Here is a 25,471-nt window from a genome sequence, read left to right as displayed (position 1 = left end):
TCATGCGGCGCAGAACAGGCAAGCTCCAAGGGAACGGGCTGTCGCGGGGAACGCCTATGCGCATTCTGATCGTCGACGATCATCCCATCGTCGCCTCCGGCTGCCGTGCCGTGCTGGCCGACGAAGGCGAGATCGAAATCTTGGAAGCCGCCGACGCCGAGGACGGCGAGTGCGTCTTCATCGTCGAACGTCCCGACCTCTGCATCATCGACATAAATTTGCCAACCGTCTCCGGCTTCGAGCTCGCGCGCCGCATCCTAGAGCGCGCGCCCGAGGCGCGCATCATCATGTTCAGCATGAATGACGACCCCGCCTTCGCCGCGCGTGCGATCGAGTGCGGCGCCAAGGGCTACGTCTCCAAGACCGGCGACCCCGACGACCTCGTCGAGGCGATCCGCGCCGTCGGAAGCGGCGGCACCTATCTTCCGACCGCGATCGCGCGCAGCATCGCCTTCGCCGGACCCACGCTGGCGCAAAACCCGCTGTCGAAGCTGAACGCGCGCGAGATGGAGATTCTGCGGCTGCTCAGCGCCGGCAAGAGCCTGTCCGAGATCGCGTGGCTGGTGCAATCGTCCTACAAGACGGTGGCCAATACCTCGTCCATCATGCGCCAGAAGCTCGGGGTGAAGACCTCGGTGGAGCTGGTGCGGCTGGCGATCGACAGCGGTGTCGCCTGACCACGCCACGAATTCGGTCACACAAGCGTTGCAATCTTGGTGTGGTGAGATGCCACGGAGCTCTTAGGCATGACGATTCAGACTGTCTCGACCAACAAATCCCATGGCGGCGTGCAGGGCGTCTATCGCCATGCCAGCCAGGTGACCGGAACCGACATGGTGTTCTCGGTCTATATCCCGCCGCATGCGGACGGGGCCAAGCTGCCCGTGGTCTGGTATCTCTCCGGTCTTACGTGCACGCATGCCAACGTCACCGAGAAGGGCGAATTCCGCAAGGCCTGTGCCGAGCTCGGCCTGATCTTCGTCGCGCCCGACACCTCACCGCGCGGGCCCGATGTGCCGGGCGATGCCAACAACGCCTATGATTTTGGCCTCGGGGCCGGCTTCTATGTGGACGCCACGCAAGAGCCGTTCGCGCGCAATTATCGCATGTGGAGCTACGTCACGGACGAGCTGCCGAAGCTGGTTGCGGAGAGCTTTCCGGTCGAAGCCAGGCGGCAATCGGTGATGGGCCACTCGATGGGCGGCCATGGCGCGCTGACGGTGGCGCTGCGCAACCCGCACCGCTTTCGCGCAGCCAGCGCCTTTGCCCCGATCGTGGCGCCCTCACTCGTGCCCTGGGGCATCAAGGCGCTGACCGGCTATCTCGGACCGAACAAGGAGGCCTGGCGCAATCACGACACGGTGGCGCTGATCGAGGACGGCGCCAAGTTCTCCGGCTTCCTGGTCGACGTCGGCGAGGCCGACAATTTCCTGAAGGAGCAGCTCAGGCCGGAGCTGCTCGAGGCCGCCTGCGCCAAGGCCGGCATCCCGCTGACGCTGCGGCGCCAGGCGGGCTACGACCACAGCTATTATTTCATCTCGACCTTCATGAGCGATCACCTGCACTGGCATGCGGAGAGGCTGAAGGGGTGATGTCTTTCTCCTTCTCCCCTTGTGGGAGAAGGTGGCGCGAAGCGCCGGATGAGGGGTTCTCTCCGCTCGCACGACCATTCGTGGGGATGGAAACCCCTCACCCGTCTCGCCGCTACGCGGCGAGCCACCCTCTCCCACAAGGGGAGAGGGAAAACCCCTTCACGGCTTCCCGTAGTTCGGCGCCAGCAGGCGGTTGCGGATGAGATAGCTCATCGTGCGCGACCAGGATTCATCCGTGTTGCCGCGCATGTCGGCGCTGGCGACCGCGACCATGTTGCCGGTCTTCACGTCGCGCAGATAGATGTTGAGATTGATGATCAGGTTGGAGACCTTCTGCACGAGGCCGGTGATCTCCAGATCGGCGCCGAGCTGGCCGGCGAGCTTGAGGTCGCAGCCGCCGCAGGCCTGCAGGTTCGCGCCACGGGCGGCCTCCCGTACCGGCGCGATGTCAAGCACCTGGAACCGGCCCGACTCTGCCAGCTCCTTGCGCAGCTGCTCGCTGATGCGCATGAGCCGCGCCTCTTCCGGCTTGGAGCCGTAGAACTCGCCCGGCAGGCTGGTGTCGACCAACTCGAAATCGAACACCGCGAGCTTCGGTGGATCGGCGAGCGCGCCCGCCCCCGTCCACAGCAATGCTGCGGTTGCCAACAATGCTCGCATGATCGTGATGCCCGGCTTCGCGCGCGCGGGGACGAAATGCGGGGTTGCACGGCCTGACAAATTGGTCATGCTTGAAGCAGAGACAATTCTTCACCGGCGGTCAAGCCGGGGAGATCGTCTGGAGGAAACATGATCCGATGGTTGGCCGGCCTGATCGGCTTTGGTCTTGCCGCGAGGAGCGCGCTTGCGGCCGATCCCGTCACGATCGGCGTCGGCTATCTCGCAATCGCCGGCACCCGATCAACGCTGTCGCTGGCCGAGCAGCCTGCCGAGAACGACGGCCTCGCCGGCGCGCGCCTTGCCATCGAGGACAACAACACCACCGGGAAATTCACCGGCCAGCGCTTCACGCTGGAGGAGCGCCGCATCAGGGAAGGCGAGGACGTGGCGCAGGCTGCGACCGCGCTCGCCGAGAAGAACGGCTTCATCATCGCCGACCTGCCCGCCGATGCGCTGTTGAAGGTCGCGGACGCCTTGCGCGACCGCGGCACGCTGCTGTTCAACGCCGGCGCGATCGACGAGCGGCTGCGCGAGACCGATTGCCGCGCCAACGTCATCCACACCGCGCCGACGCGTGCGATGCTCGCCGACGCGCTCGGCCAATATCTGGTGTGGAAGAAGTGGTCGCGCTGGCTGCTGGTGGTCGGCTCGCACGACGAGGACAAGCTGTTCGCGGATGCTATCAGGCGCACCGCGGCGCGGTTCGGCGCCAAGATCGTGCAGGAGCGAACCTTCGAGGACAAGGGCGGGGCGCGGCGCACCGATAGCGGCGTGGCGCAGATCCAGCGTCAGATCCCCGTCTTCACGCAGCAGGCACCGGCCTATGACGTGCTGGTCGCCGCCGACGAGAGCGAGGTGTTCGGCGCCTATCTGCCCTATCGCACCTGGGATCCGCGCCCGGTCGCCGGCTCCGCCGGCCTCGTGCCGCGCAGCTGGGACGCATCGCAGGATCAGTGGGGCGCGATCCAGATGCAGAACCGCTTCATCAAGCTGAATTTGCGCCGGATGACCGCGCGCGACATGCAGGCCTGGACGGCGGTGCGCATGATCGGCGAAGCCACCTCGCGCACCAATTCCGGCGAGGTCAGGAAGGTCACCGATTTCATCAAGGGCCCGGATTTCTCGGTCGCCGCCTTCAAGGGCACGCGGCTGACCTTGCGCGACTGGAACCTGCAGCTGCGCCAGCCGATCCTCCTGGTCGACGGCCGCATGGTGGTGTCGGTGTCGCCGCAGGAAGGATTCCTGCACCAGGTCTCCGAGCTCGACACGCTCGGCTACGATCGCCCGGAGAGCAAATGCAAGCTGAAATGAGGATGCAGATGTCGCGGATGTGGCGTGTTGGACTTCTCTCCGCATTGGCGCTGGCGGCAGCCCCAGCGCATGCGTTCATCGCCTATGTCTCGAACGAGAAGAGCAATACGGTCTCGGTGATCGATACCGACAGCTGGACCGTGACCAAGACCATCAAGGTCGGCCAGCGTCCGCGCGGCATCGACCTTACCCGCGACGGCAAGTTCGTGATGGTCGCGGTCGGCGACGACGACACCATCCAGGTAATCGACGCCAAGACGCAAACCGTGGTGGACAGCCTGCCCTCCGGTCCCGACCCCGAGCTGTTCGCGCAGGATGCCGCCGGCAAGATGCTCTACGTCGCCAACGAGAACGACAACACGGTGACGGTGATCGACCTCGAGAAGCGCGCCCGGCTCGGCGACATCCAGGTCGGTGTCGAGCCCGAGGGCATGACCATCAGTCCGGACGGCAAGACGCTGATCAACACCTCGGAAACCACCAACATGGCGCATTTCATCGACACCGCCTCGCGCCAGATCGTCGCCAACGTGCTGGTGGACGCGCGGCCGCGCTACGCCGAGTACAAGCATGATTCTTCCGAGGTGTGGGTGTCCTCGGAGATCGGCGGCACTGTCTCGATCATCGACCCCAAAAAGCACGAGGTGATCGGCAAGGTCACGTTCGAGATTCCGGGCTTGCGCAAGGAGGCGATCCAGCCGGTCGGCATCGGCATGACCAGGGACGACAAAACCGCGTTCGTCGCGCTCGGCCCCGCCAACCGCATCGCCGTGGTCGACGTCGCCTCGCGCAAGGTGACGAAATATCTCCTGGTCGGGCAGCGGGTCTGGCACATGGCGTTCACGCCGGACGAGAAATATTTGCTCACCACCAACGGTGTGTCGAACGACGTCTCCGTCATCGACGTCGCCGCGCAGAAGGTGATCAAGACCATTCAGGTCGGCGAGCTGCCCTGGGGCGTTGCGATCGCGCCATGACCAGCCCCGCTCCGATCGCCGAAGCGCAGGAGACGCCGAGACCCGAAGGAGCCACGGTGCCGGCGTTGTCGATCGACGGCGTCAGCCATGCCTATGGTCCGCGGCGCGCATTGATGGACGTGTCCTTCAATGTGCAGCCCGCGAGCTTCACGGCGCTGCTGGGACTCAACGGCGCCGGCAAGAGCACGCTGTTCTCGCTGATCACGCGGCTGTTCGGCATCCAGTCCGGCCGCGTCGGCATTTTCGGGCATGACGTCAGCAAGAGCCCCGGCGAGGCGCTGCGGCTGCTCGGGGTCGTATTCCAGCCGCGCACGCTCGATCTCGACCTGTCGCTGACGCAGAACCTGCTCTACCACGCCGCCCTGCACGGCATTGGCCGCCGCGAGGCCTCGGCGCGCAGTGCCGAGCTGCTCGGCCGCATCGGCCTTGCCGATCGCGCTGCAAGCAAGGTGCGCGACCTCTCGGGCGGACAGATGCGGCGGCTGGAGATCGCCCGGGCGCTGCTGCACCGGCCGCGCCTCCTGCTGCTCGACGAGCCGACCGTCGGCCTCGACGTCAAGGCGCGCGCCGACATCATCAGCCACGTGCGGCAGCTCGTGACCGAGCAAGGCATCGGCGTGCTCTGGGCCACGCACCTGTTCGACGAGATCATGCCCGATGACGATCTCGTGGTGCTGCACCAGGGCAAGGTGCTGGCGCAGGGACCGATGAACCGCGTCGTCGCGGAAGCCGGCGCGCAGGACGTCAACACCGCCTTCATGCGCCTGACCGGCGCGCAAACCATGCCTGGAGGCGGCGCATGAGCAGCATCACGACGCGCGAGGCGCCGCGCGGCTTCTCGTTCGCCGAGTACATGACCTGCCTCAGCGGCATCGTCTGGCGCGAGGGCCTGCGCTTCCTGCATCAGCGCGAGCGCTTCGTCTCGGCGCTGGTGCGGCCTCTGGTGTGGCTGTTCATCTTTGCCGCCGGCTTCCGCCAGGTGCTCGGCATCTCCATCATCCCGCCCTACGAGACCTACATCCTCTACGAGGTCTATATAGCGCCGGGACTGATGGCGATGATCCAGCTCTTCAACGGCATGCAATCCTCGCTTTCGATGGTCTATGACCGCGAGATGGGCAACATGCGCACGCTCCTGGTGAGTCCGCTCCCGCGCGGTTTCCTGTTGTTCTGCAAGCTGCTCGCGGGAACCGCGGTATCGCTGCTCCAGGTCTATGCGTTTCTGGTGATCGCCTGGCTCTGGGACATCACCCCGCCGCCCCAGGGCTATCTCGCCGTGCTGCCGGCGCTGATCCTGTCGGGGCTGATGCTGGGCTCGCTCGGCATGCTGATCTCGTCCGGCATCAAACAGCTGGAGAACTTCGCCGGTGTCATGAACTTCGTGATCTTCCCGATGTTCTTCGCCTCCTCCGCGCTCTACCCGCTCTGGCGCGTGCAGGAGGGCAACCCCTATCTCTATTATCTGTGCGAGGCCAATCCGTTCACCCATGCGGTCGAGCTGATCCGTTTCGCGCTGTATGGCCAGATCAACTGGATCTCGCTGGCGGTGGTCGCGGTTTGCACAATCGTCTTCATGATCGGTGCGATCCTGGCCTATGATCCCTCGCGCGGGCTGGCGCGACGCGGGCCTGCGGGAGGCGAAGGATGATTGTTCGGGTTCTGGTCACCTCTCTACTGGTGCTCGCTGTCGCGAGCACGACGGCGCACGCCGCCGATCCGCGCTATCCGGACTGGCCGTGCACCCAGGCGAAGGTGCCCGAGATCTCGCTGGCGGCCGTGTGGGGCGGTCCGCCGCTCGACGACGTCCAGAACAAATGGAAGGACGACGCCAAGATCAGCGCGCTCGTTGCGAAACTGGCGGCGCGCAAGACGCCACTGGATGAGGCGGAAAAGCTGGTGAAGGAGTTTCTCGCGGGTTCCGCTGCCGACAAGACCGCGAACGCAAAGCTGCTGTTCGCCGGCCTGTTCGACACGCTCAACGCCCAGCGCTCCCAGGTCATGAACGGACTCGAGCGAGTCAGCCGCAAGCAGCGCGATGCCGCCGACAAGATCCGCGAGGAGGCAATTCAGCTCCAGGCCCTGCAAGGGGCCACACCGCGTGACGAGGCCAAGGTCCAGGCGCTCAGCAACGAGCTGATCTGGAAGACCCGGATCTTCGAGGACCGTAACAAGGTGGTGCGCTTCGTCTGCGAGGTTCCAACCTCGCTCGACCAGCGCCTGTTCGCGCTCGGACGCGTCATCCAGCAGGAAATGGAATAGTGTCAGTTACGCTGACCGCTCACGAAAAGTTCCCGCAATCGCTCCGGCAACGTTAACCTTTCGCCGCGCTATGTGCCGGAACCAAATCGATTTATGATGGCTTGTCGACGTGAACTCAAGACGTCGGGAGGCCTCGATGGGAACCACAAGAATCATGTTTGCGGGCGCTGCGGTCCTCAGCATGCTCGCAACCAGCGCCTTTGCTGACGACATGACCGGGATGATCACGCGGATCGATCGGCTCAACGGAACGATTTCGATCCAGCAGACCCAGAAGGGCACGGTCGGCGCCAGCACAGGCAGCGCCGGCGCGCTCCAGGAGTACAAGGCCAAGGATGCGGCGATGCTGGATGCCGTCCATGCCGGCGACAGGGTGAGCTATTCTGCGACCGAGACCAACGGTACGGGCACGTTGACGAAGTTGCAGAAGCAGAAGTAACGGCGCTGGCGCCTGATCTCTCCTGCTTGCATCATTGTTGCTCCGGCCGCGGCTCCGGCTGCGCCTCTTCCGTCGGCAGCTTCGCGCCCTCCCAGCCGTCGGTGCCGTCAGGATACCAGGCGATGTTGGCATAGCCGTAAGCGAGCGCACGCTTCGCCGCGTTCCAGGACATCCAGCAATCGGCGAGGCAATAGATCACCAGCAGCGCGGCCTTGTCGCCGCGTGAGGCGCGCGCGAGGCCACGCTGAAGATAATCGTCCATGGCGGGCGGCAAGTTGCCGTAGCCGGTGTCCGGCAGCCAGAAGCTGCCCGGAATGTTCCTGCGCGGCGCGTCACGCCACACCGTGCTCACAGGAAGGTTCTTTGGTTTCGGCGCGCGCGGCATCACGTCAACGAAGGTGCCGCTGTTCGCACGCCAGATCGCCTCCGCCTCGCCGGTCGTGAGCACGCGCGCGCCAGCGAGCGTCGCCGGCACCGGCGCGCGATAATTGTCGGTACGATATCCCTCGGGCTCGAACGGCTCCTGCTGCTGCGCCGACGCCGGGGCCACGAGCAAGGCAACGACGAACGCAGCGGCAAGCGGCCGGCTCATGGCGCCTTCTTGGCCGTCTCCGCGCCGAGCGGCCGGTTGCTCTCGTCCAGCAGCGGCACGCCGAAATCGAGCAGGATCTTGTTGATCTCGCCCTGGTTCTCCTGGATCACCCGGTTGAGCTGCCGCTTCCAGTTCTGGTCGGCGGGTCGCACGCCCATGCCGATGCGATAGACCAGCTTGGACCCGGTGGTCTCCTTGACCAGCGGCATGACGTGCAGCGAGGGGCCGGCTTTCTTCGCATAATAGCCGGCCATCGGTCCCCAGAGCACGCCGGCGTCGATCTTGCCGGCAGCGAGGTCGTCGATCATCGCCTGCGCGGAATTGTCGAAGCGCGTGTCGATCATCAGCTGATAGGGCTTTGCATCGCCCATCAGGCCTGCCAACGCCATATTGGTCGCCGGCGGCGTGCCGGCGACGATGCCGATATGCTTACCTTTCAGGCGTGCGTCCTCCAGCGTGTCGACGTCCTCGAGCCCGCTACCGGTCTTGGCAACCAGTGCATAGGTCGTGCGGTAGTAGGGATTGGTGCCCTGCACGAGGTCGTCGCCCTGCGGGTAGCCCATGATGACGTCGCAGCGATGCGCACCCAACGTCATGCGCACGAAGCCGGCGGCCTGCGGGAAGAACACGTAGTCCAGCTTCTTCTGCAGCTTGTCCGCCAGAAACTCGGCGAGCTTGTTCTCGAAGCCCTCGCCCTTCTCGTTCGAGAACGGCAGGTTGCGCGGGTCGGCGCAGACGCGCAGCACCTTCGGGTCGACCAGCTCGAATGAGAGATCTCCGGTCTCGTTGGTCTGCGCGATGGCGAGATCGCCATAGGCACACGATGCGATCACGATCCAGAGTGAAAACCACCAGCGACGATGTCGTCCGGCCTGCGTCATCGCGCTTCCTCCTCGTTTTGTTTGAATGTTATCCATGCAACGCATGACGCGCCACGTGTGCCAACTTTTGCCGGCTTTGCTTTGTTGCAGTGCAATGAGGCCAATCCTTTGAACTGAGGCGGAAAAGTGTCTCGCATCGCTCTCGTGATCGCAGCCTTGTCCCTGGTAGCAGCTACGCTAGCACGCGCTGGGGCGGCCGAATTGCCTGTGAGCGAAGTCGCGCCGGGAATCTTCGTACACTCCGGGGCCATCGCGCTGATGAGCCGCGAGAATGAAGGCGGCATCGCCAATGTCGGCTTCATCGTGGGAGACGACGCGGTGGCCGTGATCGACACTGGCGGCAGCCTGCGCGAAGGCGAGGCGCTGCTGGCGGCGGTACGAGCGCGCACGCAAAAGCCGATCCGCTATGTCATCAACACCCATGGCCATCCCGACCATGTCTTCGGCAATGCTGCCTTCATGGGGGAGGGAACCAGCTTCGTCGGCCACAGCAAGCTGCCGCAGGCGCTGGCGAGCCGCGGGCCCTTCTATCTCGACAATTTCAGGCGCCTCATGGGCCCCGAGCTGATCGATCCCGTGAAGATCGTACCGCCGACCCTGCTCGTAACGGACACGCTCACGCTCGATCTGGGCTCGCGCCGCTTGACCTTGCGCGCTTGGCCGGCCGGGCACAGCGACAACGATCTGACCGTGTTCGACGAGAGCACCAAAACCCTGCTTGCCGGCGATCTCGTCTTTCTCGGCCACATTCCGGTGATGGACGGCAGCATTCGCGGCTGGCTCGCCACGCTGAAAGAGTTGGAGACGATCCCGGCGCTGCGCGTTGTTCCCGGTCACGGTCCTGTGAGCGACTGGCCAGCGGCGCTGAGCGATCAACGACGTTACCTGTCAACGTTGCTGTCCGACGTCCGCGCCCTGAACAAGAGGGGCGCGCCGATCCGCGCCGCTGCGGACAAGGCGGCGGCGGACGAGCGGCCGCACTGGCAGCTGTTCGAGGACTACAACGCCCGCAACGCAACTGCAGCATTTTCGGAAATTGAATGGGAATAGCGGGCGCGCTACGCTGGCAGGAGATCAGCTTCACCTAAACCGAGGAGCATGACCATGACGGCATGCACACGCCGCCTGCCCCTGATTGCCCTGCTCCTCGGCATCGCCTTTGCCGTGCCGGCGCAGGCGGACGAGGCCTACGATCCCTGGCCGGGCCTGGTGCAGGACATCTTCAGCAACCGGCCGATGAACGACGGCGCCGAGGTCATCGGCATCGAGATGCCCTATCGCGCCGAGGATGCCGCCATCGTGCCGGTGACGCTGCGCAGCAAGCTGTCGCCCGGCGACAGCAGACGCATCCGTTCGATCACGCTGGTGATCGACCGCAATCCCGCGCCGATGGCCGCGAAGTTCGAACTCGGCCCGGACGCCAATGTCACGGAGATCTCGACCCGTGTGCGCGTCAACAACTACACCGACGTGCATGCGGTGGCCGAGCTCAGCGACGGCCAGCTCTACGTCTCCAAAGTCTATGTGAAGGCCTCCGGCGGCTGCTCGGCGCCGGCTGCAAAGAACGTGGAGGAAGCCAAGAACCGGCTCGGCCAAATGCGCTACCGGCAATTCGCCCGTGAAGAGGGTCCGGCAAGCCGGCTGCGCGAAGCGCAGATCATGATCGGCCATCCCAACAATTCCGGCCTGCAGATGGACCAGGTCACGCAGCTCTATATCCCCGCCTTCTTCATCAACCAGCTCAGATTGACGCAGGACGACAGCCCCGTGCTGTCGATGGAAGGCGGCATCTCGATCTCGGAAGATCCCAACCTGCGCTTCACCTATGTCTCCAACGGCGCCAAGCGCTTTCGTGCGGAGGCCCGGGATACGGACGGGCATGTGTTCCGCAATGAATGGGATGTGGAGAAACCGGGGACTTAGTTTCGTCAGACTTGCGCTGAAGCCCCCTCTCCCCTTGCGGGAGAGGGTGGATCGCCGCGTAGCGGCGAGACGGGTGAGGGGTATGTTTCCGCGCCCACCTGCCTCTCATGCTGGAATATGCCGATAGAACCCTCATCCGGCGCTTCGCGCCACCTTCTCCCACAAGGGGAGAAGGAAGATCGCACCGTCTGTGCCGCGATAGCTAAAAACACCTCACCTCGGCTTCCGCCTGCGCGCGCCTTAAGTCATTCACCGCCGAGTTGGCCTGCTCCGAGGTGCGAAACTGCACGCCGAGATCGCCGCGCACTTGCGACATGCTGAGCGCGGTCTCGGCGGTAACATAGCGCTCGTAGGGTATGATCGAGGCGACCACGTCGATGGAGCAGGAACATTGCTCGATCGCGGAGCGCGTCTCGCCGTTGGCCTTCATGCAGCCATAGACGTATTCCGCGCGCGCCGCGGTGGGATAATCATTGGCCTCTTCGGCCCGTGCCACGCATACGCTGGCAGCGAGCGCCGTCAATGCGGCGACAATCGGTCGTAGCCGTCCGGCCAGATCCATGCGCGTCCTCCCGCTGGTTGCGACCAAGGCTATGCTATGCGTATTGTGCTGAAAAGCACTCTGTCAGAGGAAACGGCTCACAAGGTGATGACAGTTTTGGCGCGAATTTGGGCGCTCGCAACGGTGCTGGCGCTAGCCGCACCTGCCGGCGCTGCGGACACAATCCGCCTTGCGGTGCAGAAGACCGGAACATTCTCGTGGGAGCTGGCCGCGATCCGAAGCGCCGGCCTCGACAAGGAGGCCGGCCTGGCGCTGGAGGTCACCGAGCTCGCGAGCACCGAGGCCGGCAAGATCGCGATGCGCGCCGGCAGCGCCGACATCATCCTGTCGGACTGGCTGTGGGTGTCGCGCGAGCGCACGCTCGGTGCGAAGCTCACCTTCTATCCCTATTCCAGCGCGCTCGGCGCCGTGATGGTGCCGGCCTCATCGCCGATCAAGACGCTCGCCGACCTCAAGGGCCGCAAGCTCGCGGTCGCCGGCGGGGCGATCGACAAGAGCTGGCTGCTGCTGCAGGCGCGGATGAAGCAGGACGGCATCGACCTCAAGTCGGAAGCAACCATCGTCTACGGTGCCCCGCCGCTGATCGCCGCCAAGGCGCTGGACGGCGAGATGGATGCGAGCCTCAACTTCTGGAATTTCTGCGCCCAGCTCGAGGCCAAGGGTTTCAGGCGCCTGACCGGCATCGAGGACATCTTGCCGAAGCTGGGTGCCAAAGGCGCGGTCGCCGCGGTCGGCTATGTCTTCGATGAGAGCTGGGCCGCGAGCCATAAGGAGGCCGTCGCGCGCTTCATCGCGATGACCCGCAAGGCCAAGGAGTTGCTGGCGACCTCGGATGCGGCCTGGGACAAGGTCGCGCCGCTCACCGGCACGACGGATCCCGCCCTGCTCAGGACCTACCGCGAGCGCTACCGCGACGGCATTCCGCGCCGGAGCATCGATGACGAGGAAAAGGACGCGCGCGTACTCTACCGCGTGCTGGCCGAGATCGGCGGCCGCGACCTCGTCGGCCCCGCAGCCGAGCTCGACCCCGGCACCTTCTATCATGCAGTCCCCGGAGACTGAGGTGCTGCGCCTGCTGTCGTTCGCCCTGTTCCTCGCGATCTGGTGGATTGCCGCGCTCGCGGTCGGCGGCGCAAAGCTGCCCTCCCCGCCGGCGGTGCTTCAGGTGATGATCGCGGAAGCATCAAGCGGCGCGCTGTTCCTGCATCTCGGCGCCACGCTGGCGCGCGTCGCGCTCGCCTTCACACTCGCGATGTCGCTCGGCAGTGCCATCGGCTATTTGATGGGCCGGGTGAAGCTCGCCGACCGGCTCGGCGATCCCTGGCTGATCCTGCTGCTCAACCTGCCCGCCTTGGTCGTGATCGTGCTGGCCTATATCTGGGCTGGCCTCACCGAGGCCGCCGCGATCGCGGCGATTGCCATCAACAAGTTGCCGACCGCCATCGTCACCCTGCGCGAGGGCACGCGCGCGCTCGACCGTTCGCTCGACGAGATGGCGAGCGTGTTCGCAATGCCGCGCTGGCGCGCCTTCCGCCACGTCGTGCTGCCGCAACTGGCGCCCTATATCGCGGCCTCGGCCCGCTCCGGCCTGTCGCTGGTGTGGAAGATCGTGCTCGTCGCCGAGCTGCTGGGGCGGCCGAACGGCGTCGGCTTCGAGATCGGCGTCGCCTTCCAGCTGTTCGACACGCCGCGGCTGCTGGCCTATTCCCTCACCTTCGCCGCCGTCGTGCTCGTCATAGAAACCTTGCTGGTGCAGCCGTTCGAAGCCCGCGCAAACAGGTGGCGGCCCCGTGCGGCTTGAGGTCGATATCACGGGCAAGACTTTCAGGAGTGCCGCGGGCGGAACGCACGAGGTGCTGGCGCCCGTCACGTTCGCGCTGCAATCCGGCGAGGTCGGCGTGCTGATCGGCCCCTCGGGCTGCGGCAAGAGCACGATGCTGCGTATCATCCTGGGACTGGACCACGACTTTGCGGGCCACGTCGCGCGACCGCCGGAGGCACGGATCGGCATGGTGTTCCAGGAGCCGCGCCTGCTGCCGTGGCGCTCGGTCGAGCAGAATGTGCGGCTGGCTGCGCCCGATGTCGCTGATGCCAAGCTCGCCGAGCTCTTCAGGATTTTGGAGCTGGAAGCGCATCGCGACCACTATCCCGGTGAGCTCTCGCTGGGTTTGGCCCGGCGCGTGGCGCTCGCCCGCGCCTTTGCCGTCGAGCCGGATATTCTGGTGCTCGACGAACCGCTGGCATCGCTCGATGACGCTCTCGCCGGACGCTTGCGCGATGAAATTGCAACGCTCGTCGCGAGCCGGCCGGTGATGACGCTTTTGGTGACACACAGCCTGGACGATGCCGTGCGCCTGGGCGACCGGCTGTTCTTCCTATCGCCGCGACCAGCGCGGATCGTGGCCGAGGTGCCTATCGGCATCCCGCGCGACACACGCGGCGAAGCCGAAATTGCGGCGATAAAGGCCGGCCTCGCGCAACGAACTCAAGGCGACCGCACTGAGCGAGATGCCTCATAGCCGGTCGCCTGGCGGACGTGCTAGATTAGCGGGCGGCGGAGCTGATGATGACACGAACAGTCGCCTTCGCAACGCTTGGTCTTGCAGCGCTTAGCCTCGCACTCGTTGCGGTGACGGCGGGCGCGCAGGACATGATGCGTGGCGTCGACCTCACCTCCCCCGCGATGGTCTCGGCTGAAATGACGAGGCCGGAGGTCGAGGCCATGTTGGCCAAAGCGAGCCCAAAGCAGCCTGCCGATTTCACCGGCAAACGCCTGTCGGGTCTCGATCTCTCGGGGCTGGACCTGTCCAACACGGTTCTCCGCGCCGCGCGGCTCAACAAGACAATACTTCGAGACGCCCGGCTGGACGGTGCGATCCTCGATCAGGCGTGGCTGCTGGATGCGGATCTTACCGGCGCAAGCCTGAAGGGCGCCAATCTGTTCGCCTCGCAAATGGCCCGCGCGCGTCTCGACGGTGCGAACCTGTCAGGAGCGCGCATCGCTGCCGACCTCACCGGCGCAAGCCTGGTCGGCGCCTCGATCGCGGACGCGAATCTCGGCGCCGATATGCGCAACCAGTCGATGGGACTGATGCGCGCGGTGCTGAGATCCGCCAAGCTGGAACGGCTGAACGCGCGCAACGCCGATTTGTCGCGCGTCGACCTCGAATTCGCAGTCCTCAGGGGCGCCGATCTGAGCGGCGCATCACTGAAAAACGCCCAGCTCGGCGGAGCCGATCTGACCGGCGCCATCGTCATCGACGCCGATTTCGACGGCGCCGATCTCGTCTCGGCAAAGCTGATCGCACCAAACGGCCTTGACCGCGCCAAGAATTTCGACAAGGCAAAGAACCGCGAGCGCCTGATCAGGGAATGACGGCGCCCTTTGGGAGGACTGGCTGATGCGTGGGGTTCTTGCTTTGATCGCGTTGTTGACGCTTGCCGGCGAAGCCGCCGCGCAGACCAAGGGCAAGGGCATCAGGCTCTGGAATCTCACGACGGAGACCATCTCCGGCTTCCAGCTCGCACCCGCCGGCAAGACCGACTGGGGTCCGAACCAGTGCCTGAATGACAAGGACAAGGAGGTCGACCACGACGAGCGGTTGCGTATCACCGGCGTCGAGCCCGGCCGCTACGACGCCAGGGTCAGCTACCCCAATGCACGGCAGTGCGTCGTCCGCGATATCGAGATCAAGGCGGATGCAGTGTTCTCGATTGCGGACAAGGATCTGAAGGACTGCACCAAGTAGCGTTCGAACCGATTCTGGCAGCTCACGCCTTGTCGTTCGGGTGCGGATATTCGCAGCGCCACTTCACCGCGTGCCACTTCGGATGCTCACCGACCCATTGCGCGATATAGGGCGGCGCGGCCATCGCGCATTGCCGCGGCGACCCGGAATAGTGGAACACCAGATGCCGCTCCTCGCAGGTCGCAGGCGAGAGCACCGCGCACACAGTCACCACCAGGTCAATCGGGTTCATGCCGGGATCCTCTCGCAAGGGGGCGATGGAGAGATTAGCACATGAAGCTACGCGCGAAGGAGGGGGAAGTTTCATAGCGCCGAAGCCTCGTCATGGCCGGGCTCGGCCATCCACGCCTTGCCTCGTGGAACAAAGAACGTGGATGCCCGGGCCGTCGCCTCGCCGAAGCGGCTTCGGCCGCGTAGCCGGGAGAAGCCCGAGCATGACGACCTTCCGTGCTAGAAGTTCACGCCAAACACCAATCGCGCCTGATGCCGCTCGAAATTGACGAGGTCGAGATTGCCGCCTGAGCCGGCCGGGCGCCCCCAGGCCTGCATGCTCCAGCTTGCGGTGAGCCGGGAACGCTCGGAGAGCTGGAAATAGGCGGTGGGGCCGACAAACAGGGCCTGGCCTGAGAACTCGCTAAGGCCGATGCCCTCATATTGCCGGAAGTAGCGCATCTCGCCGCCAAGCAGCACATTGGGCCGCACGCGAACCAGGCCGGCAAACGCGGCCCCGATCGTCGAGCTCTTCTCGGATGCCCCTCCAATCTCGAAGCGCGCCCATTCCGGCTGGTAGATCAGGTTGAGGGCGCCGATCGCGAAGTTCGGAATGAGTTCGCGGTCGAAGGCGAGCGTGAATTCGGTGCCGTACATCCGCCCTTTCGCGCCGCTGGTCTCGTCGATGCGGTCGCCGTGGAGCTCGGCCGCAATCGTGAAGCCGAATGGTGCGCGCTCGCGGTCGAGCAGGCGATAGCGCAGGTCAAGCGAGATGCCCTGGAAGTTGAACTGGCGGCGGTCGTCTATATCAGGGACGCCGGTGATGTGGTGCAAGCTGGCGGTGCCGCCGACCTCGACACGAAAATTCGGCAGCGGCACGACCTCGATCTCGACCTCATGTTCAAGGGCGCGATAAGCGCCCCCGCCTTTGCCGAAGCGCCCCGTCGTCTGGGTCTGGAATTCGCGCTCGCCGACATTGCCGATATCGGTGCCGATCATGAAGCCGAAGATGTGCTCGGTATCAAAACCTGCCTCGGCGCTGCTGCGCGCCGGCGCCAGCACGATCGCGCACACGATCACCGTCCAGAACTTGCAGGCTCTGCCGCCCATCCCGTGCCCCAAAGGCGCGCGCCGCTGTGATGCGGCAGCAGCGCTGACCGGGCGTCAGCGTAACACACTGCCGCAGAGCACGGTCGAAATTTTGCGGGGAAAGAATTGAAGCCCCTCCACGTGCGGCTTTCGCGCGATCCGCAAAGCATGGAGCACGGCGAGGCGCAGATCCGACACTGCCACGGCTCCGACGGCGTTTGCCATCGAAGCCGCGGCAGGTCGTCGGTCTTACTTGCGCGAGGCGCAGGCGTACATGTTGATTTCCATGCCGACCGGCACTTCCACGATCTTCGGAGCTTTCCAAGCCATTCGGGTCTCCCAAGGTATTGAGCGCGACATCGCGCGGCGAAAAACCTAGGGCTGCGTCGAGTGCAGTTCAAGCCTCGATTCGACTGCCGTCACGTCTGTGCCGATACTTCGCGGCCGCAATTTCTCTCTCGGACAAAGCAAGTTCCCTCCTGGTCAAACACGACCAGCGAGACACCGCCTTGTGCAATGCACCGCGCGTCCAATCGACAACGGTGCCGTCAGCAGTCCTTGTCGGCCATTTCGGCATTCGGCTTGGCGCCCGCGGCGCGCTGAGCCGCCGTCGGCTCGCTCTGCATTTGCCGCTGCGCATCCTCGGACGACGCCGGCGATTCACCGCTGGCCCGGTTCATCGTGCTGGTCGGCGGATGCTGGCTGCTATCGCTCGCCGAACCGGACGTGTGCGATTGCGCGGAGCCCACGGTGACAGGGCCAGAACCGGCATCCTTGTCGGTCTTGTCGGTGCTGGCGCTGCCGGTGTTGCAGGGACCGGCGACCGCAACCCCGGCGCTCAGCGTCAGGATTGCGCAGGCAGCAAGAAGGGAACGCTTCGTATTCATTTGCATCTCCTTTTCTCCCGCAGCGCAGCCCCGGCGCCGGCAGGACATGCGGAGAAACAGGCCGAGCAGCCCGATGTTCCCGAGCGTCAGGCCGGAATGATCGCAAACGTTACGCCCGTCATGCCCGTTCCGCTTGCGGCGCTTCACCGGAGCAATCGTACGAGCGCGCGCCCGGCACGCGAATTCAGCTCCTTCGCATCCAGCGTTCCATCCTTGTCGGGATTGGCTGCGTTGAAACGCTGCTCGACCACCGACAGATATTCGTCGAGGGTGAGGGTCCCGTCGCGGTCGGGGTCTGCCGCGGCGAGTTCTTTCGCGCTCAACCGTCCACGCAATTCGCGCGCATCGAGCGTGCCGTCGCGATCGGGATCGAGCTTTGCGAACGAGGCGGCGGCCACCTTCTTCACCTCGGCAAGATCGAGCGTGCCGTCATTGTCGGTGTCGAACAACTTGACCGCATTGCCGGAGGCCGACCACGCCGGACCGGCCGAAAGTGCAATCACAAGTGCAAGGGCAATCGAGCGAGCCGAAATCATCGAGACCTCCCTGACATAGCCCCCAGATCAATGGGGCAGAGCCGAGATAAACCCGCAAGCGGCTCTCGGTTCAAGTCCGGACCTGCAACTTGCGCGCGCCACAACCGGTAGAGATGCATTGCCCTGCTCCCAATAGTGCTTCGCGTCGCGGAATTTCTCAGCGTCTGCGCACAAGTTGGAGTTGCCTTTGTCAGGTTTCCGTCAGGTGACCGCCGACGATATCGGCACGGCAGTTACGACTTTCGTATTGACGCGTTTTGGTTTCCGACGGAGTGTTGCAGCCGCAGCGTCAAAAGGCGCGCATTTTGGGAGGAACGGATGAAACGCTTTGCGATGGCCGCGAGCCTCGTCATGCTTGCGTCAACCTGTGCAAATGCACAAACCACCGAGCAGCTGGTCAAGGGTGCGACCGACACATCGAACGTTCTCAATTACGGAATGGGCTACAATCTCCAGCGCTTCTCGACGCTGAAGCAGATCAACAAGGATACGGTCAAGAATCTCGTCCCAATCTGGAATTACAGCTTCAATGACGATCGGAGCGAGGAATCACAGCCAATCGTCTATCAGGGCGTCATCTACGTCACCTCGCACAATGCCACGATGGCGGTCGATGCCAAGACCGGCAAGCAGATCTGGAAGAGCAAGATCGAATATCCGGCGGAGACGCCGCGAATCGTCTGCTGCGGCATCATTAACCGCGGCGTCGCGATTCACGAGGGCAAGCTGTTCCGTACGACGCTCGATGCCCACGTGATTGCCATCGACGCCAAGAACGGCAAGGAGCTGTGGCGGCAGAAGGCTGCCGACATCAAGGAAGGCTATTCGATGACGGTGGCGCCGCTCGTTGCCGACGGCGTCGTCATCACCGGCATTTCCGGCGCCGAGTTCGGCACAAGGGGCTTCATCGACGGCTGGGATCCGGCAACGGGCAAGCATCTCTGGCGGACCCATTCGATCCCCTCGCCGGACGAGCCCGGCGGCGACACCTGGAAGGGCGACACCTGGAAGCTCGGCGGCGGCTCGACCTGGATCACCGGCTCTTATGACCCCGAGCTGAACACGATCTATTGGGGCACCGGCAATCCCGGCCCGTTCAACTCGGCGGTGCGCCCCGGCGACAATCTCTACACCTGCTCCGTCCTGGCGTTGGATCCCAAGACCGGCAAGATCAAGTGGCACTACCAGTTCTCGCCGAACAATCCGTTCGACTACGACGCCGTGGCCGAGATGGTGCTCGCCGACGTGAACATCGAGGGCAAGCCGACCAAGACGCTGATGAATGCCAACCGCAACGGCTTCTTCTACGTGCTCGACCGCACCAACGGGAAGCTGCTCGCGGCTAATCCTTACGTGAAGGTGAATTGGGCGACCGGCATCGACATGAAGACCGGACGTCCGATCGAGACCGACATCTCGAAGGACGCACGCGAGGGCAAGAAGGTGACGGTCTATCCCTCGATCCTCGGCGGCAAGAACTGGGAGCCGATGTCGTTCAATCCGCAGACCGGCCTTGCCTATGCCAACACGCTCGCGTTCGGCGGCAGGTACAAGACCGAGCCCGTCACCTACAAGCAGGGCGAATGGTACCTCGGCATGGACCTGACCGACCTCTGGGAATACGGCGACGGGCCGCGCGGCCATCTCAAGGCTATCGATCCCATGACCGGCAAATCGAAATGGGAAGCGCCGAGCGACATTCCGCGCTTCTCCGGCGTGCTCTCGACGGCCGGAGGCGTCGTATTCTCTGGCGCGCTGACCGGCGAGTTCGAGGCCTTCGACGCCGACACCGGCAAGAAGCTCTGGCAGTTCCAGACCGGCTCCGGCATCGAGGGACAGCCGGTGACTTGGCAGCAGGACGGCGTGCAGTATGTCGCCGTGACGAGCGGCTATGGCGGCGTCTACTCGCTGTTCTCCGGCGACGAGCGGCTTGCCAACGTGCCGCCCGGCGGCTCGCTGTGGGTCTTTGCGGTCAAGCAGTAAACACGGGTACGATGCTGAAAGTGATCTCTCACAAGACGGCGGCGATGATCGCCGCCGTCGCGGTGCTCTCGGTCGCGCATGCGGCGACCGCCCGCGCCGATGACACCACCGGCAATACCATGCAGGCGCAGATCGACCATGGTAAGTCGACCTACGCCTCGAAATGCTCCCACTGCCACGGCCCCAATCTGATGAATTCCGGCACCGTCACGCCGGATCTGCGTGCCATTCCCGACGACAAGACGCGCTTCGTCACCACGGTGAAGAACGGCAAGAACAACAAGATGCCACCCTGGGCCGACATTCTCAGCGACGACGAGATCGGAAACCTCTGGGCGTTCGTCTCCAGCCGGAGGAAGCCATGAGGGGCCGGCGCGTTGCCTGGAGCGTTGCGGCCGTTCTGTCCGCGATGGCGTCGGTCGCTCTCGCAGCCGACGATCCTCTGAAGGTCTGTCTCGACGAGGACCGGCCGCCGCTCTCGGTGCATCGCCACGACAAGCCGGATGCCGGCTTCGACGTGCTGCTGGCGCAGGCGATCGCCGAGCGGATGGGACGCCCGCTGAAGATCCAGTGGTTCGAGAGCAGGCTGGATGAGGATTCGAGCCCGCAGCTCGAGGCCAATGCGTTGCTCTCGGACGGGCGCTGCTCGCTGGTCGGCGGCTACGCGCTGACGCAGGATTCGCTTGTCGCACCCGGGATGAAGACGGCGCGCTTGCCGGGTTTCGCCGGCGCCACGCGCGACGATCGGCGGCGCCGCGTCCCGCTCGGCGTGCTCGCGCCGAGCCAGCCCTACATCTATTCGCCGATGACGGTGGTGCTGGGGCCAAAGGCCCGTGGGCGCAAGGTCGGCGACATCGGCGATCTCGCCGGCCTTCGTCTCGCCATCGAAAGCGGATCGCTCGGCGACGCCATCCTGATGACCTTCGACAAGGGGCGCCTGATCGACAACATCACCCATCTCGTCCCCGGCCGCGACGATCTCCTCGGCGGACTCGAGCGCGGCGACCATGACGCGACGCTGATCGATCTTGCCCGCTTCGACGCCCATCGCGCCGCGCACCCGGACACGGCGATCACGGCGTCCGGCTACTATTATCCGATCGGAGCCAATCGCGGCTATGTCGGGCTCGCCAGCGATGGCGCGCTGATCGCGGCCGTCAACAAGGCGCTGACGGAGCTCACGGCTTCGGGCAAGATCGCCGAATTCGGCAAGCAGGCCGGCCTCACCTATCTGCCGCCGCGCGAGCCCGCGATCCTCGGCGATGTCTGGACGAAGATCATCCAGCGGTGAGGCTCCCGCGGCCCGAACGCAGTGCGAGCCAATGCGCCAATCTGTCTCGCCTGCGGCCCATGGCAGCGACGGCCTGATGCAGTAGGTTCGGCAAAAATCAGGGAGAGAATCATGTCCGCCAAGCTCGATCGCCGCCACTTCATCGCCGCCGGTACCAGTGCACTGGCGATGCCGTTCGTCGCGCGCGGCGCATCGGCGCAGGGCGGCTGGCCGGCGCGGCAAATTCGCATGATCTGCAGCTATCCCGCCGGCGGCCAGACCGACCTGCTCGCGCGCGCCTATGGCGAGTTCATCTCCAAGCAGGTCGGCAAGACCGTCGTCATCGAGAACAAGCCCGGCGCCTCCGGCGCGATCGGGACGGCGGAAGTCGCCCGCGCCGAGCCCGACGGCCACACCATCCTGTGCTCGATCTCGACCACCTACATCATGAACCGGGTGGTGATGAAAAATCCCGGCTACGACATGGACAAGGATCTGACGCTCGTCAGCGTCATTCCCGGCGCGGGCCTGTTGCTGGTCGCGAACCCGAAAACCGGGGTCAAGACGCTGGAGGATTTCGTCGCCTTCGCGCGCAAGAGCGGCAAGGTGAATTTCGGCACCTACAGCGCGGGCTCGGCCCCGCACATGACCGTCAACGAGCTCAACAAGCAGTATGGTCTCAACATCGAGCCGGTGCATTATCGCGGCGAGGCGCCGATGTGGACGGGAATGCTGGAAGGCACCCTCGATGCCGCGATGGGCAGCTACACGGCCGCGCAGTCGGTCCTGCAAAGCGACCGCGGCACGGTGTTCGCCGTGCATTCGAAGAAGGTCGATGCGATCCCCGCGATCAAGACCCTTCCCGAGCAGGGCGCGACGTCGAAATTCTTCACCGTGAGCGGATTTACCGGCTGGGCCGTGCCCAAGGCGACGCCGCAAGCCGTCGTCGACCGCCTGGCCGAGCTCTGCGTCGCCGCCAACACCGATCCGAAAGTGAAGGAGGTTCTCTCGACTTTCGTGCTCGAGCCCGCAATCGGCTTCAAGGAGACTAATGCGCTGTACCAGCGCGAGCTGCCGATCTGGATCGAGAGCGCGAAGTCGTTGGGCCTCGAGCCGGCCTGATCAGAAAGTTGGGCGCATCGGAAGGACGGCCTCGCCGCTTCTGGAAAAACCGCGTCTAATGCTCGCCCGAGCTCGCAGCGCCCTGCTGTGCCTTGTGGATCGAGGACGGCACCACGCCGAAGTATTTCCGGAACACCCGGCTGAAATGCGATGAGCTGGAGAACCCCCAGGAGAAGGCGACGTCGGTGATGGTCTTGCCGGCGTGGGCCTCGAGCTCCTGGCGGCAGTTCTGCAACCGCGCCTGCCAGATGTAGTCGCTCACTGTGGTGCCGCGCTCCGAGAACAGCATGTGCAGATAGCGCTTGGAGCAACCGAGCTCGGCCGAGATCTGGTCGATGCACAGATCCGGGTCGCGCAAGTGCTCCCGGATGAAGAACTGCGCGCGCACATACATCGCTTCGGGCCCGACACGATCGAACATCGTGTCGGCTTCGCGCAGCGGCAGCAGCAACAGGTCGATCAGCGAATCGGCGACGCCGACCGCGCTGTTGGCCGACAGCTTTGCCGCCTCGTCGAAGGTGGCATGGACGAAATCGTGGGCGATCCGCCCGGTCCCCGTCTTCGCCGTCAATTTGCACGCCGGCATCCGCTGCGACGGGAATCCGCGGTCGCGCAGCAGCGCCTTCGGCACGATCACCACGTCGTGACGGGTAAAGGCGGGACTGATGATCGAATGTGGACAGGAGACGTCATAGGCGATGATGTCGCCCGGATTGATCTCGATGTGACGGCCTTCTTGTTCGAAATAAGACACGCCGTAGGTCTGGAAGTGGATTTTTATGTACGGGTGTTCATTGGCCTTGGCGCGCGCCAGCGTGTGCGCGATGCGATGCTGGCTGACCTCGATCTGGCAGAGCTTCAGGCGCGAGACCGTGGTGTAATCGATGCGACCTTCGAGCGAGGACGCTTCCAGCGGATCGACGTCGAAATGCCCGCACAGGCTCGTGAGCCCGTCGATCCAGCTCTGGATCTGCCGCTTCGGCGTCATTCCGGTCGTCGAGAGCGTGTGAATGGTGTCGGACATTAATCCAGCCACTGATTTGATCCGGAGGTTCGGCGCGAATCGCAACCAGCGCTGCCGGAGCCCTCAGCCGTGATTGCGTGACGTTTACCTCGCATTTGAGCGGTCTCTTGCAACGAGCGCCATCGTTCCATTGCCACTCTTGAAACTTAATCCTCCGCCTTAGTTGCAGCGCCGTCAAGGGGAACCTGAGCGCCGAGGCCGGCCTCGAGGGCGCACCGAAGCCGCTGAATTCGCTACTGCAAAATCAAAATCTTCACCTCCGTGCGCTGTCGAGCAAACCGCCTTCGCTCTTGGGCAAGTTTCCCGATGGCGAAGCCGTTAGGGATTGCGGCAGGAACAACAAGAACGGGCCGCTCCTGCACGTGGACCCGTGGCTCTCATCAGGAGGAGGAAACAGCACAGCATCGTTTCTGGTCCCCATCGTGACCGCCCTGCACGAGCAGACGCCGGACGAGAAGCCCGGCGATTGAGCAATGCTTCGGAAATAATAAACGAGACCAACGGAGGAATGACTATGCGCAAGGTGCTTCTGGCGACCTGTCTTGGTTCGGCGGCGGCTCTCGCCGTCGGCAGCGCTTCAGCAAATGACGAGCTGATCAAGATGTCGCAAAACCCGAAAGACTGGGTGATGCCGGCGGGCGACTACGCCAATACCCGCTATTCGAAGCTAAACCAGATCAACGCACAGAATGTCGGGAAACTCCAAGTTGCCTGGACCTTCTCGACCGGCGTACTGCGTGGCCACGAAGGCGGCCCGCTGATCATCGGCAACATGATGTACGTCCATACGCCGTTCCCGAACAAGGTCTACGCCATTGACCTTTCGCAAGAGAACAAGATCGTTTGGAAATACGAGCCGAAGCAGGATCCCAACGTCATCCCCGTTATGTGCTGCGACACCGTCAACCGCGGCCTGTCCTATGGCGACGGCAAGATCATCCTGCATCAGGCCGACACCAACCTCGTCGCGCTCGACGCCAAGACCGGCCAGGTGGCCTGGTCGGCGACCAACGGCAATCCCGCGAAGGGCGAGACCGGCACGTCGGCCGCGCTGGTCGTCAAGGACAAGGTCCTGGTCGGCATCTCCGGCGGCGAGTTCGGCGTGCAGTGCCATGTCACCGCATACGACCTCAAATCCGGCAAGCAGGTCTGGCGCGCCTATTCCACGGGCCCGGACGATCAGATCAAGGTCGATCCGGCGAAGACGACCTCGCTCGGCAAGCCGGTCGGCCCGGACTCTTCGCTGAAGTCCTGGCAGGGCGATCAGTGGAAAATCGGCGGCGGCTGCACCTGGGGCTGGCTCTCCTACGATCCCGCTCTGAACCTTGTCTATTACGGGTCGGGCAATCCCTCGACCTGGAACCCGAAGCAGCGTCCCGGCGACAACAAATGGTCGATGGCGATCTTCGCCCGCGATGCCGACACCGGCATGGCGAAGTGGGTCTACCAGATGACGCCCCACGACGAATGGGACTATGACGGCGTCAACGAAATGATCCTCAGCGATCAGCAGATCAACGGTCAGAACCGCAAGCTGCTGACGCACTTCGACCGCAACGGCCTCGCCTACACGATGGACCGCGAGAGCGGCGAACTGCTGGTCGCCGAGAAGTACGACCCGAAGGTGAACTGGACCAGCGGCGTCGACATGGACAAGAACTCGCCGACCTACGGCCGTCCCAAGGTCGTCGCACAATACTCGACCGAGCACGGCGGAGAGGACAAGAACACAAAGGGCATCTGCCCGGCCGCGCTCGGCACCAAGGACCAGCAGCCGGCAGCCTACTCGCCGGACACGCAGCTGTTCTACGTTCCGACCAACCACGTCTGCATGGACTATGAGCCGTTCAAGGTGAGCTACACCGCGGGTCAGCCCTATGTGGGTGCGACGCTCTCGATGTATCCGCCGCAGGGCGAAAGCCACATGGGCAACTTCATCGCCTGGGACAACAAGACCGGCAAGATCGTCTGGTCGAACAAGGAGCAGTTCTCGGTCTGGTCGGGTGCGCTCGCAACCGCCGGGGGCGTGGTGTTCTACGGCACGCTCGAAGGCTACCTGAAGGCGGTCGACGCCAAGACCGGCAAGGAGCTCTACAAGTTCAAGACTCCCTCGGGCATCATCGGCAACGTCACCACCTATGAGAACAATGGCAAGCAATACATTGCCATTCTCTCCGGCGTGGGCGGCTGGGCCGGCATCGGACTGGCGGCAGGCCTGACCGACCCGACCGCAGGCCTCGGTGCGGTCGGCGGCTACGCGGCCCTCAGCAACTACACGGCGCTCGGCGGTACCCTGACCGTGTTCTCGCTGCCGAACTAAACCCGTCAGCATCGCTCCGGCGCGTGGATCGCTCCACGCGCCGGCTCGTCTCCACCGAATGCCGACCGAGGAACAATCTCTTGCG

General features: G+C 64.3%; 30 protein-coding genes. 20 read left to right on the top strand and 10 right to left on the bottom strand.

The features are described from left to right. Positions 1-56: 56 nt before the first annotated feature. On the top strand, positions 57-677 hold the full coding sequence (locus I6F28_RS30770; protein ID WP_036007891.1) for a response regulator: 621 nt from the start codon (positions 57-59) through the stop codon (positions 675-677). Positions 678-746: 69 nt separating this feature from the next. Further along, a complete protein-coding gene (gene fghA / locus I6F28_RS30765) occupies positions 747-1,592 on the top strand; it encodes an S-formylglutathione hydrolase (protein ID WP_225142640.1) in 846 nt (281 codons plus the stop codon). Positions 1,593-1,751: 159 nt separating this feature from the next. On the opposite strand, the gene I6F28_RS30760 is transcribed toward fghA, so the two are convergent. After that, a complete protein-coding gene (locus I6F28_RS30760; RefSeq protein ID WP_225142639.1) occupies positions 1,752-2,321 on the bottom strand; it encodes a DUF3280 domain-containing protein in 570 nt (189 codons plus the stop codon). A 60-nt stretch (positions 2,322-2,381) separates the two neighbouring features. Between I6F28_RS30760 and pedA1 the strand changes: the two genes are divergently transcribed. The 6 genes from pedA1 to I6F28_RS30730 all read left to right on the top strand — a co-directional run bounded on the left by pedA1 (position 2,382) and on the right by I6F28_RS30730 (position 7,238). Further along, the gene (gene pedA1, locus I6F28_RS30755) at positions 2,382-3,563 is read left to right on the top strand and encodes a lanthanide ABC transporter ABC transporter substrate-binding protein PedA1 (protein WP_225142637.1); all 1,182 of its coding nucleotides are present in this window, start codon (positions 2,382-2,384) and stop codon (positions 3,561-3,563) included. An 8-nt stretch (positions 3,564-3,571) separates the two neighbouring features. Then, a complete protein-coding gene (locus I6F28_RS30750) occupies positions 3,572-4,540 on the top strand; it encodes a YVTN family beta-propeller repeat protein (RefSeq protein WP_057026749.1) in 969 nt (322 codons plus the stop codon). Beyond that, entirely contained in the window at positions 4,537-5,343 is an 807-nt protein-coding gene (gene pedB, locus I6F28_RS30745; RefSeq protein ID WP_225142635.1) for a lanthanide ABC transporter ATP-binding protein PedB/LutE, read from the top strand. Before I6F28_RS30750 ends, pedB begins: the two co-directional genes overlap by 4 nt. Then, positions 5,340-6,188, top strand: coding sequence for a lanthanide ABC transporter permease protein PedC (gene pedC, locus I6F28_RS30740; protein ID WP_225142633.1), 849 nt, complete (start codon positions 5,340-5,342; stop codon positions 6,186-6,188). The genes pedB and pedC overlap by 4 nt, the downstream gene beginning before the upstream one ends. Further along, positions 6,185-6,799, top strand: a complete 615-nt coding sequence (locus I6F28_RS30735) for a BAR domain-containing protein (protein ID WP_225142631.1) — start codon at positions 6,185-6,187, stop codon at positions 6,797-6,799. Before pedC ends, I6F28_RS30735 begins: the two co-directional genes overlap by 4 nt. A gap of 136 nt (positions 6,800-6,935) precedes the next feature. Beyond that, positions 6,936-7,238 carry a copper-binding protein gene (locus I6F28_RS30730; protein WP_036007909.1) on the top strand — a complete coding sequence of 101 codons (303 nt, stop codon included), beginning with the start codon at positions 6,936-6,938 and terminating at the stop codon, positions 7,236-7,238. 31 nt (positions 7,239-7,269) lie between these two features. On the opposite strand, the gene I6F28_RS30725 is transcribed toward I6F28_RS30730, so the two are convergent. Both I6F28_RS30725 and I6F28_RS30720 read right to left on the bottom strand, forming a co-directional pair. Further along, positions 7,270-7,830, bottom strand: coding sequence for a PQQ-dependent catabolism-associated CXXCW motif protein (locus I6F28_RS30725; RefSeq protein WP_225142628.1), 561 nt, complete (start codon positions 7,828-7,830; stop codon positions 7,270-7,272). Next, positions 7,827-8,711, bottom strand: a complete 885-nt coding sequence (locus I6F28_RS30720) for a substrate-binding domain-containing protein (RefSeq protein WP_225142626.1) — start codon at positions 8,709-8,711, stop codon at positions 7,827-7,829. Before I6F28_RS30720 ends, I6F28_RS30725 begins: the two co-directional genes overlap by 4 nt. 126 nt (positions 8,712-8,837) lie before the next feature. Between I6F28_RS30720 and I6F28_RS30715 the strand changes: the two genes are divergently transcribed. Together I6F28_RS30715 and I6F28_RS30710 are read left to right on the top strand one after the other, a co-directional pair. Then, positions 8,838-9,761 (top strand): quinoprotein relay system zinc metallohydrolase 2, encoded by a 924-nt coding sequence (locus I6F28_RS30715; RefSeq protein ID WP_225127662.1) that lies wholly within the window; start codon positions 8,838-8,840, stop codon positions 9,759-9,761. 54 nt (positions 9,762-9,815) lie between these two features. Continuing rightward, positions 9,816-10,634, top strand: a complete 819-nt coding sequence (locus I6F28_RS30710; protein ID WP_225112026.1) for a quinoprotein dehydrogenase-associated SoxYZ-like carrier — start codon at positions 9,816-9,818, stop codon at positions 10,632-10,634. Between the two features lie 202 nt (positions 10,635-10,836). Here I6F28_RS30710 and I6F28_RS30705 read toward each other — a convergent pair whose 3' ends face one another. Further along, positions 10,837-11,196, bottom strand: a complete 360-nt coding sequence (locus I6F28_RS30705) for a hypothetical protein (RefSeq protein WP_109142938.1) — start codon at positions 11,194-11,196, stop codon at positions 10,837-10,839. 87 nt (positions 11,197-11,283) lie between these two features. On the opposite strand from I6F28_RS30705, the gene I6F28_RS30700 reads away from it, so the two are divergent. Genes I6F28_RS30700 through I6F28_RS30680 form a run of 5 tightly spaced genes read left to right on the top strand, consistent with a single transcriptional unit; the run spans position 11,284 to position 14,945 of the window. Then, a complete protein-coding gene (locus I6F28_RS30700) occupies positions 11,284-12,258 on the top strand; it encodes an ABC transporter substrate-binding protein (RefSeq protein WP_109142937.1) in 975 nt (324 codons plus the stop codon). Between the two features lies 1 nt (position 12,259). Then, entirely contained in the window at positions 12,260-12,997 is a 738-nt protein-coding gene (locus I6F28_RS30695) for an ABC transporter permease (RefSeq protein WP_036007920.1), read from the top strand. Continuing rightward, positions 12,987-13,715 (top strand): ABC transporter ATP-binding protein, encoded by a 729-nt coding sequence (locus I6F28_RS30690; protein ID WP_109142936.1) that lies wholly within the window; start codon positions 12,987-12,989, stop codon positions 13,713-13,715. The genes I6F28_RS30695 and I6F28_RS30690 overlap by 11 nt, the downstream gene beginning before the upstream one ends. A gap of 47 nt (positions 13,716-13,762) precedes the next feature. Next, positions 13,763-14,572 (top strand): pentapeptide repeat-containing protein, encoded by an 810-nt coding sequence (locus tag I6F28_RS30685; protein ID WP_036007988.1) that lies wholly within the window; start codon positions 13,763-13,765, stop codon positions 14,570-14,572. Between the two features lie 25 nt (positions 14,573-14,597). Further along, on the top strand, positions 14,598-14,945 hold the full coding sequence (locus I6F28_RS30680; protein ID WP_225131824.1) for a hypothetical protein: 348 nt from the start codon (positions 14,598-14,600) through the stop codon (positions 14,943-14,945). Positions 14,946-14,967: 22 nt separating this feature from the next. On the opposite strand, the gene I6F28_RS30675 is transcribed toward I6F28_RS30680, so the two are convergent. The 5 genes from I6F28_RS30675 to lanM form a co-directional block, all read right to left on the bottom strand. Next, a complete protein-coding gene (locus I6F28_RS30675) occupies positions 14,968-15,177 on the bottom strand; it encodes a hypothetical protein (RefSeq protein WP_036007926.1) in 210 nt (69 codons plus the stop codon). 218 nt (positions 15,178-15,395) lie between these two features. Next, positions 15,396-16,265: a DUF6662 family protein gene (locus I6F28_RS30670; protein ID WP_051056922.1), complete on the bottom strand. Its 870-nt coding sequence runs from the start codon at positions 16,263-16,265 to the stop codon at positions 15,396-15,398. A 228-nt stretch (positions 16,266-16,493) separates the two neighbouring features. Then, positions 16,494-16,574, bottom strand: coding sequence for a pyrroloquinoline quinone precursor peptide PqqA (gene pqqA / locus I6F28_RS30665; RefSeq protein ID WP_008562446.1), 81 nt, complete (start codon positions 16,572-16,574; stop codon positions 16,494-16,496). Between the two features lie 218 nt (positions 16,575-16,792). Then, positions 16,793-17,278 (bottom strand): hypothetical protein, encoded by a 486-nt coding sequence (locus I6F28_RS30660; RefSeq protein ID WP_225127670.1) that lies wholly within the window; start codon positions 17,276-17,278, stop codon positions 16,793-16,795. Then, positions 17,275-17,667, bottom strand: a complete 393-nt coding sequence (gene lanM / locus I6F28_RS30655; protein WP_036007934.1) for a lanmodulin LanM — start codon at positions 17,665-17,667, stop codon at positions 17,275-17,277. The genes I6F28_RS30660 and lanM overlap by 4 nt, the downstream gene beginning before the upstream one ends. Before the next feature lie 318 nt (positions 17,668-17,985). Between lanM and I6F28_RS30650 the strand changes: the two genes are divergently transcribed. The 4 genes from I6F28_RS30650 to I6F28_RS30635 all read left to right on the top strand — a co-directional run bounded on the left by I6F28_RS30650 (position 17,986) and on the right by I6F28_RS30635 (position 22,042). Then, positions 17,986-19,650 (top strand): methanol/ethanol family PQQ-dependent dehydrogenase, encoded by a 1,665-nt coding sequence (locus I6F28_RS30650; protein ID WP_128263279.1) that lies wholly within the window; start codon positions 17,986-17,988, stop codon positions 19,648-19,650. A gap of 11 nt (positions 19,651-19,661) precedes the next feature. Continuing rightward, the gene (locus tag I6F28_RS30645; RefSeq protein ID WP_036007938.1) at positions 19,662-20,015 is read left to right on the top strand and encodes a c-type cytochrome; all 354 of its coding nucleotides are present in this window, start codon (positions 19,662-19,664) and stop codon (positions 20,013-20,015) included. Beyond that, positions 20,012-20,941: a substrate-binding periplasmic protein gene (locus I6F28_RS30640; protein ID WP_225142624.1), complete on the top strand. Its 930-nt coding sequence runs from the start codon at positions 20,012-20,014 to the stop codon at positions 20,939-20,941. Before I6F28_RS30645 ends, I6F28_RS30640 begins: the two co-directional genes overlap by 4 nt. Positions 20,942-21,052: 111 nt before the next feature. Continuing rightward, a complete protein-coding gene (locus I6F28_RS30635; protein ID WP_036007944.1) occupies positions 21,053-22,042 on the top strand; it encodes a Bug family tripartite tricarboxylate transporter substrate binding protein in 990 nt (329 codons plus the stop codon). Positions 22,043-22,097: 55 nt separating this feature from the next. On the opposite strand, the gene I6F28_RS30630 is transcribed toward I6F28_RS30635, so the two are convergent. Next, the gene (locus I6F28_RS30630) at positions 22,098-23,066 is read right to left on the bottom strand and encodes a helix-turn-helix domain-containing protein (protein WP_025037738.1); all 969 of its coding nucleotides are present in this window, start codon (positions 23,064-23,066) and stop codon (positions 22,098-22,100) included. 514 nt (positions 23,067-23,580) lie between these two features. Between I6F28_RS30630 and xoxF5 the strand changes: the two genes are divergently transcribed. Next, positions 23,581-25,386: a lanthanide-dependent methanol dehydrogenase XoxF5 gene (gene xoxF5, locus I6F28_RS30625; RefSeq protein ID WP_036007949.1), complete on the top strand. Its 1,806-nt coding sequence runs from the start codon at positions 23,581-23,583 to the stop codon at positions 25,384-25,386. Positions 25,387-25,471: the final 85 nt, after the last annotated feature.

The organism is Bradyrhizobium sp. NBAIM14, from assembly GCF_020193895.1.
Lineage (GTDB): Bacteria > Pseudomonadota > Alphaproteobacteria > Rhizobiales > Xanthobacteraceae > Bradyrhizobium > Bradyrhizobium yuanmingense.
This window is presented reverse-complemented; position numbering and strand designations above follow the sequence as displayed.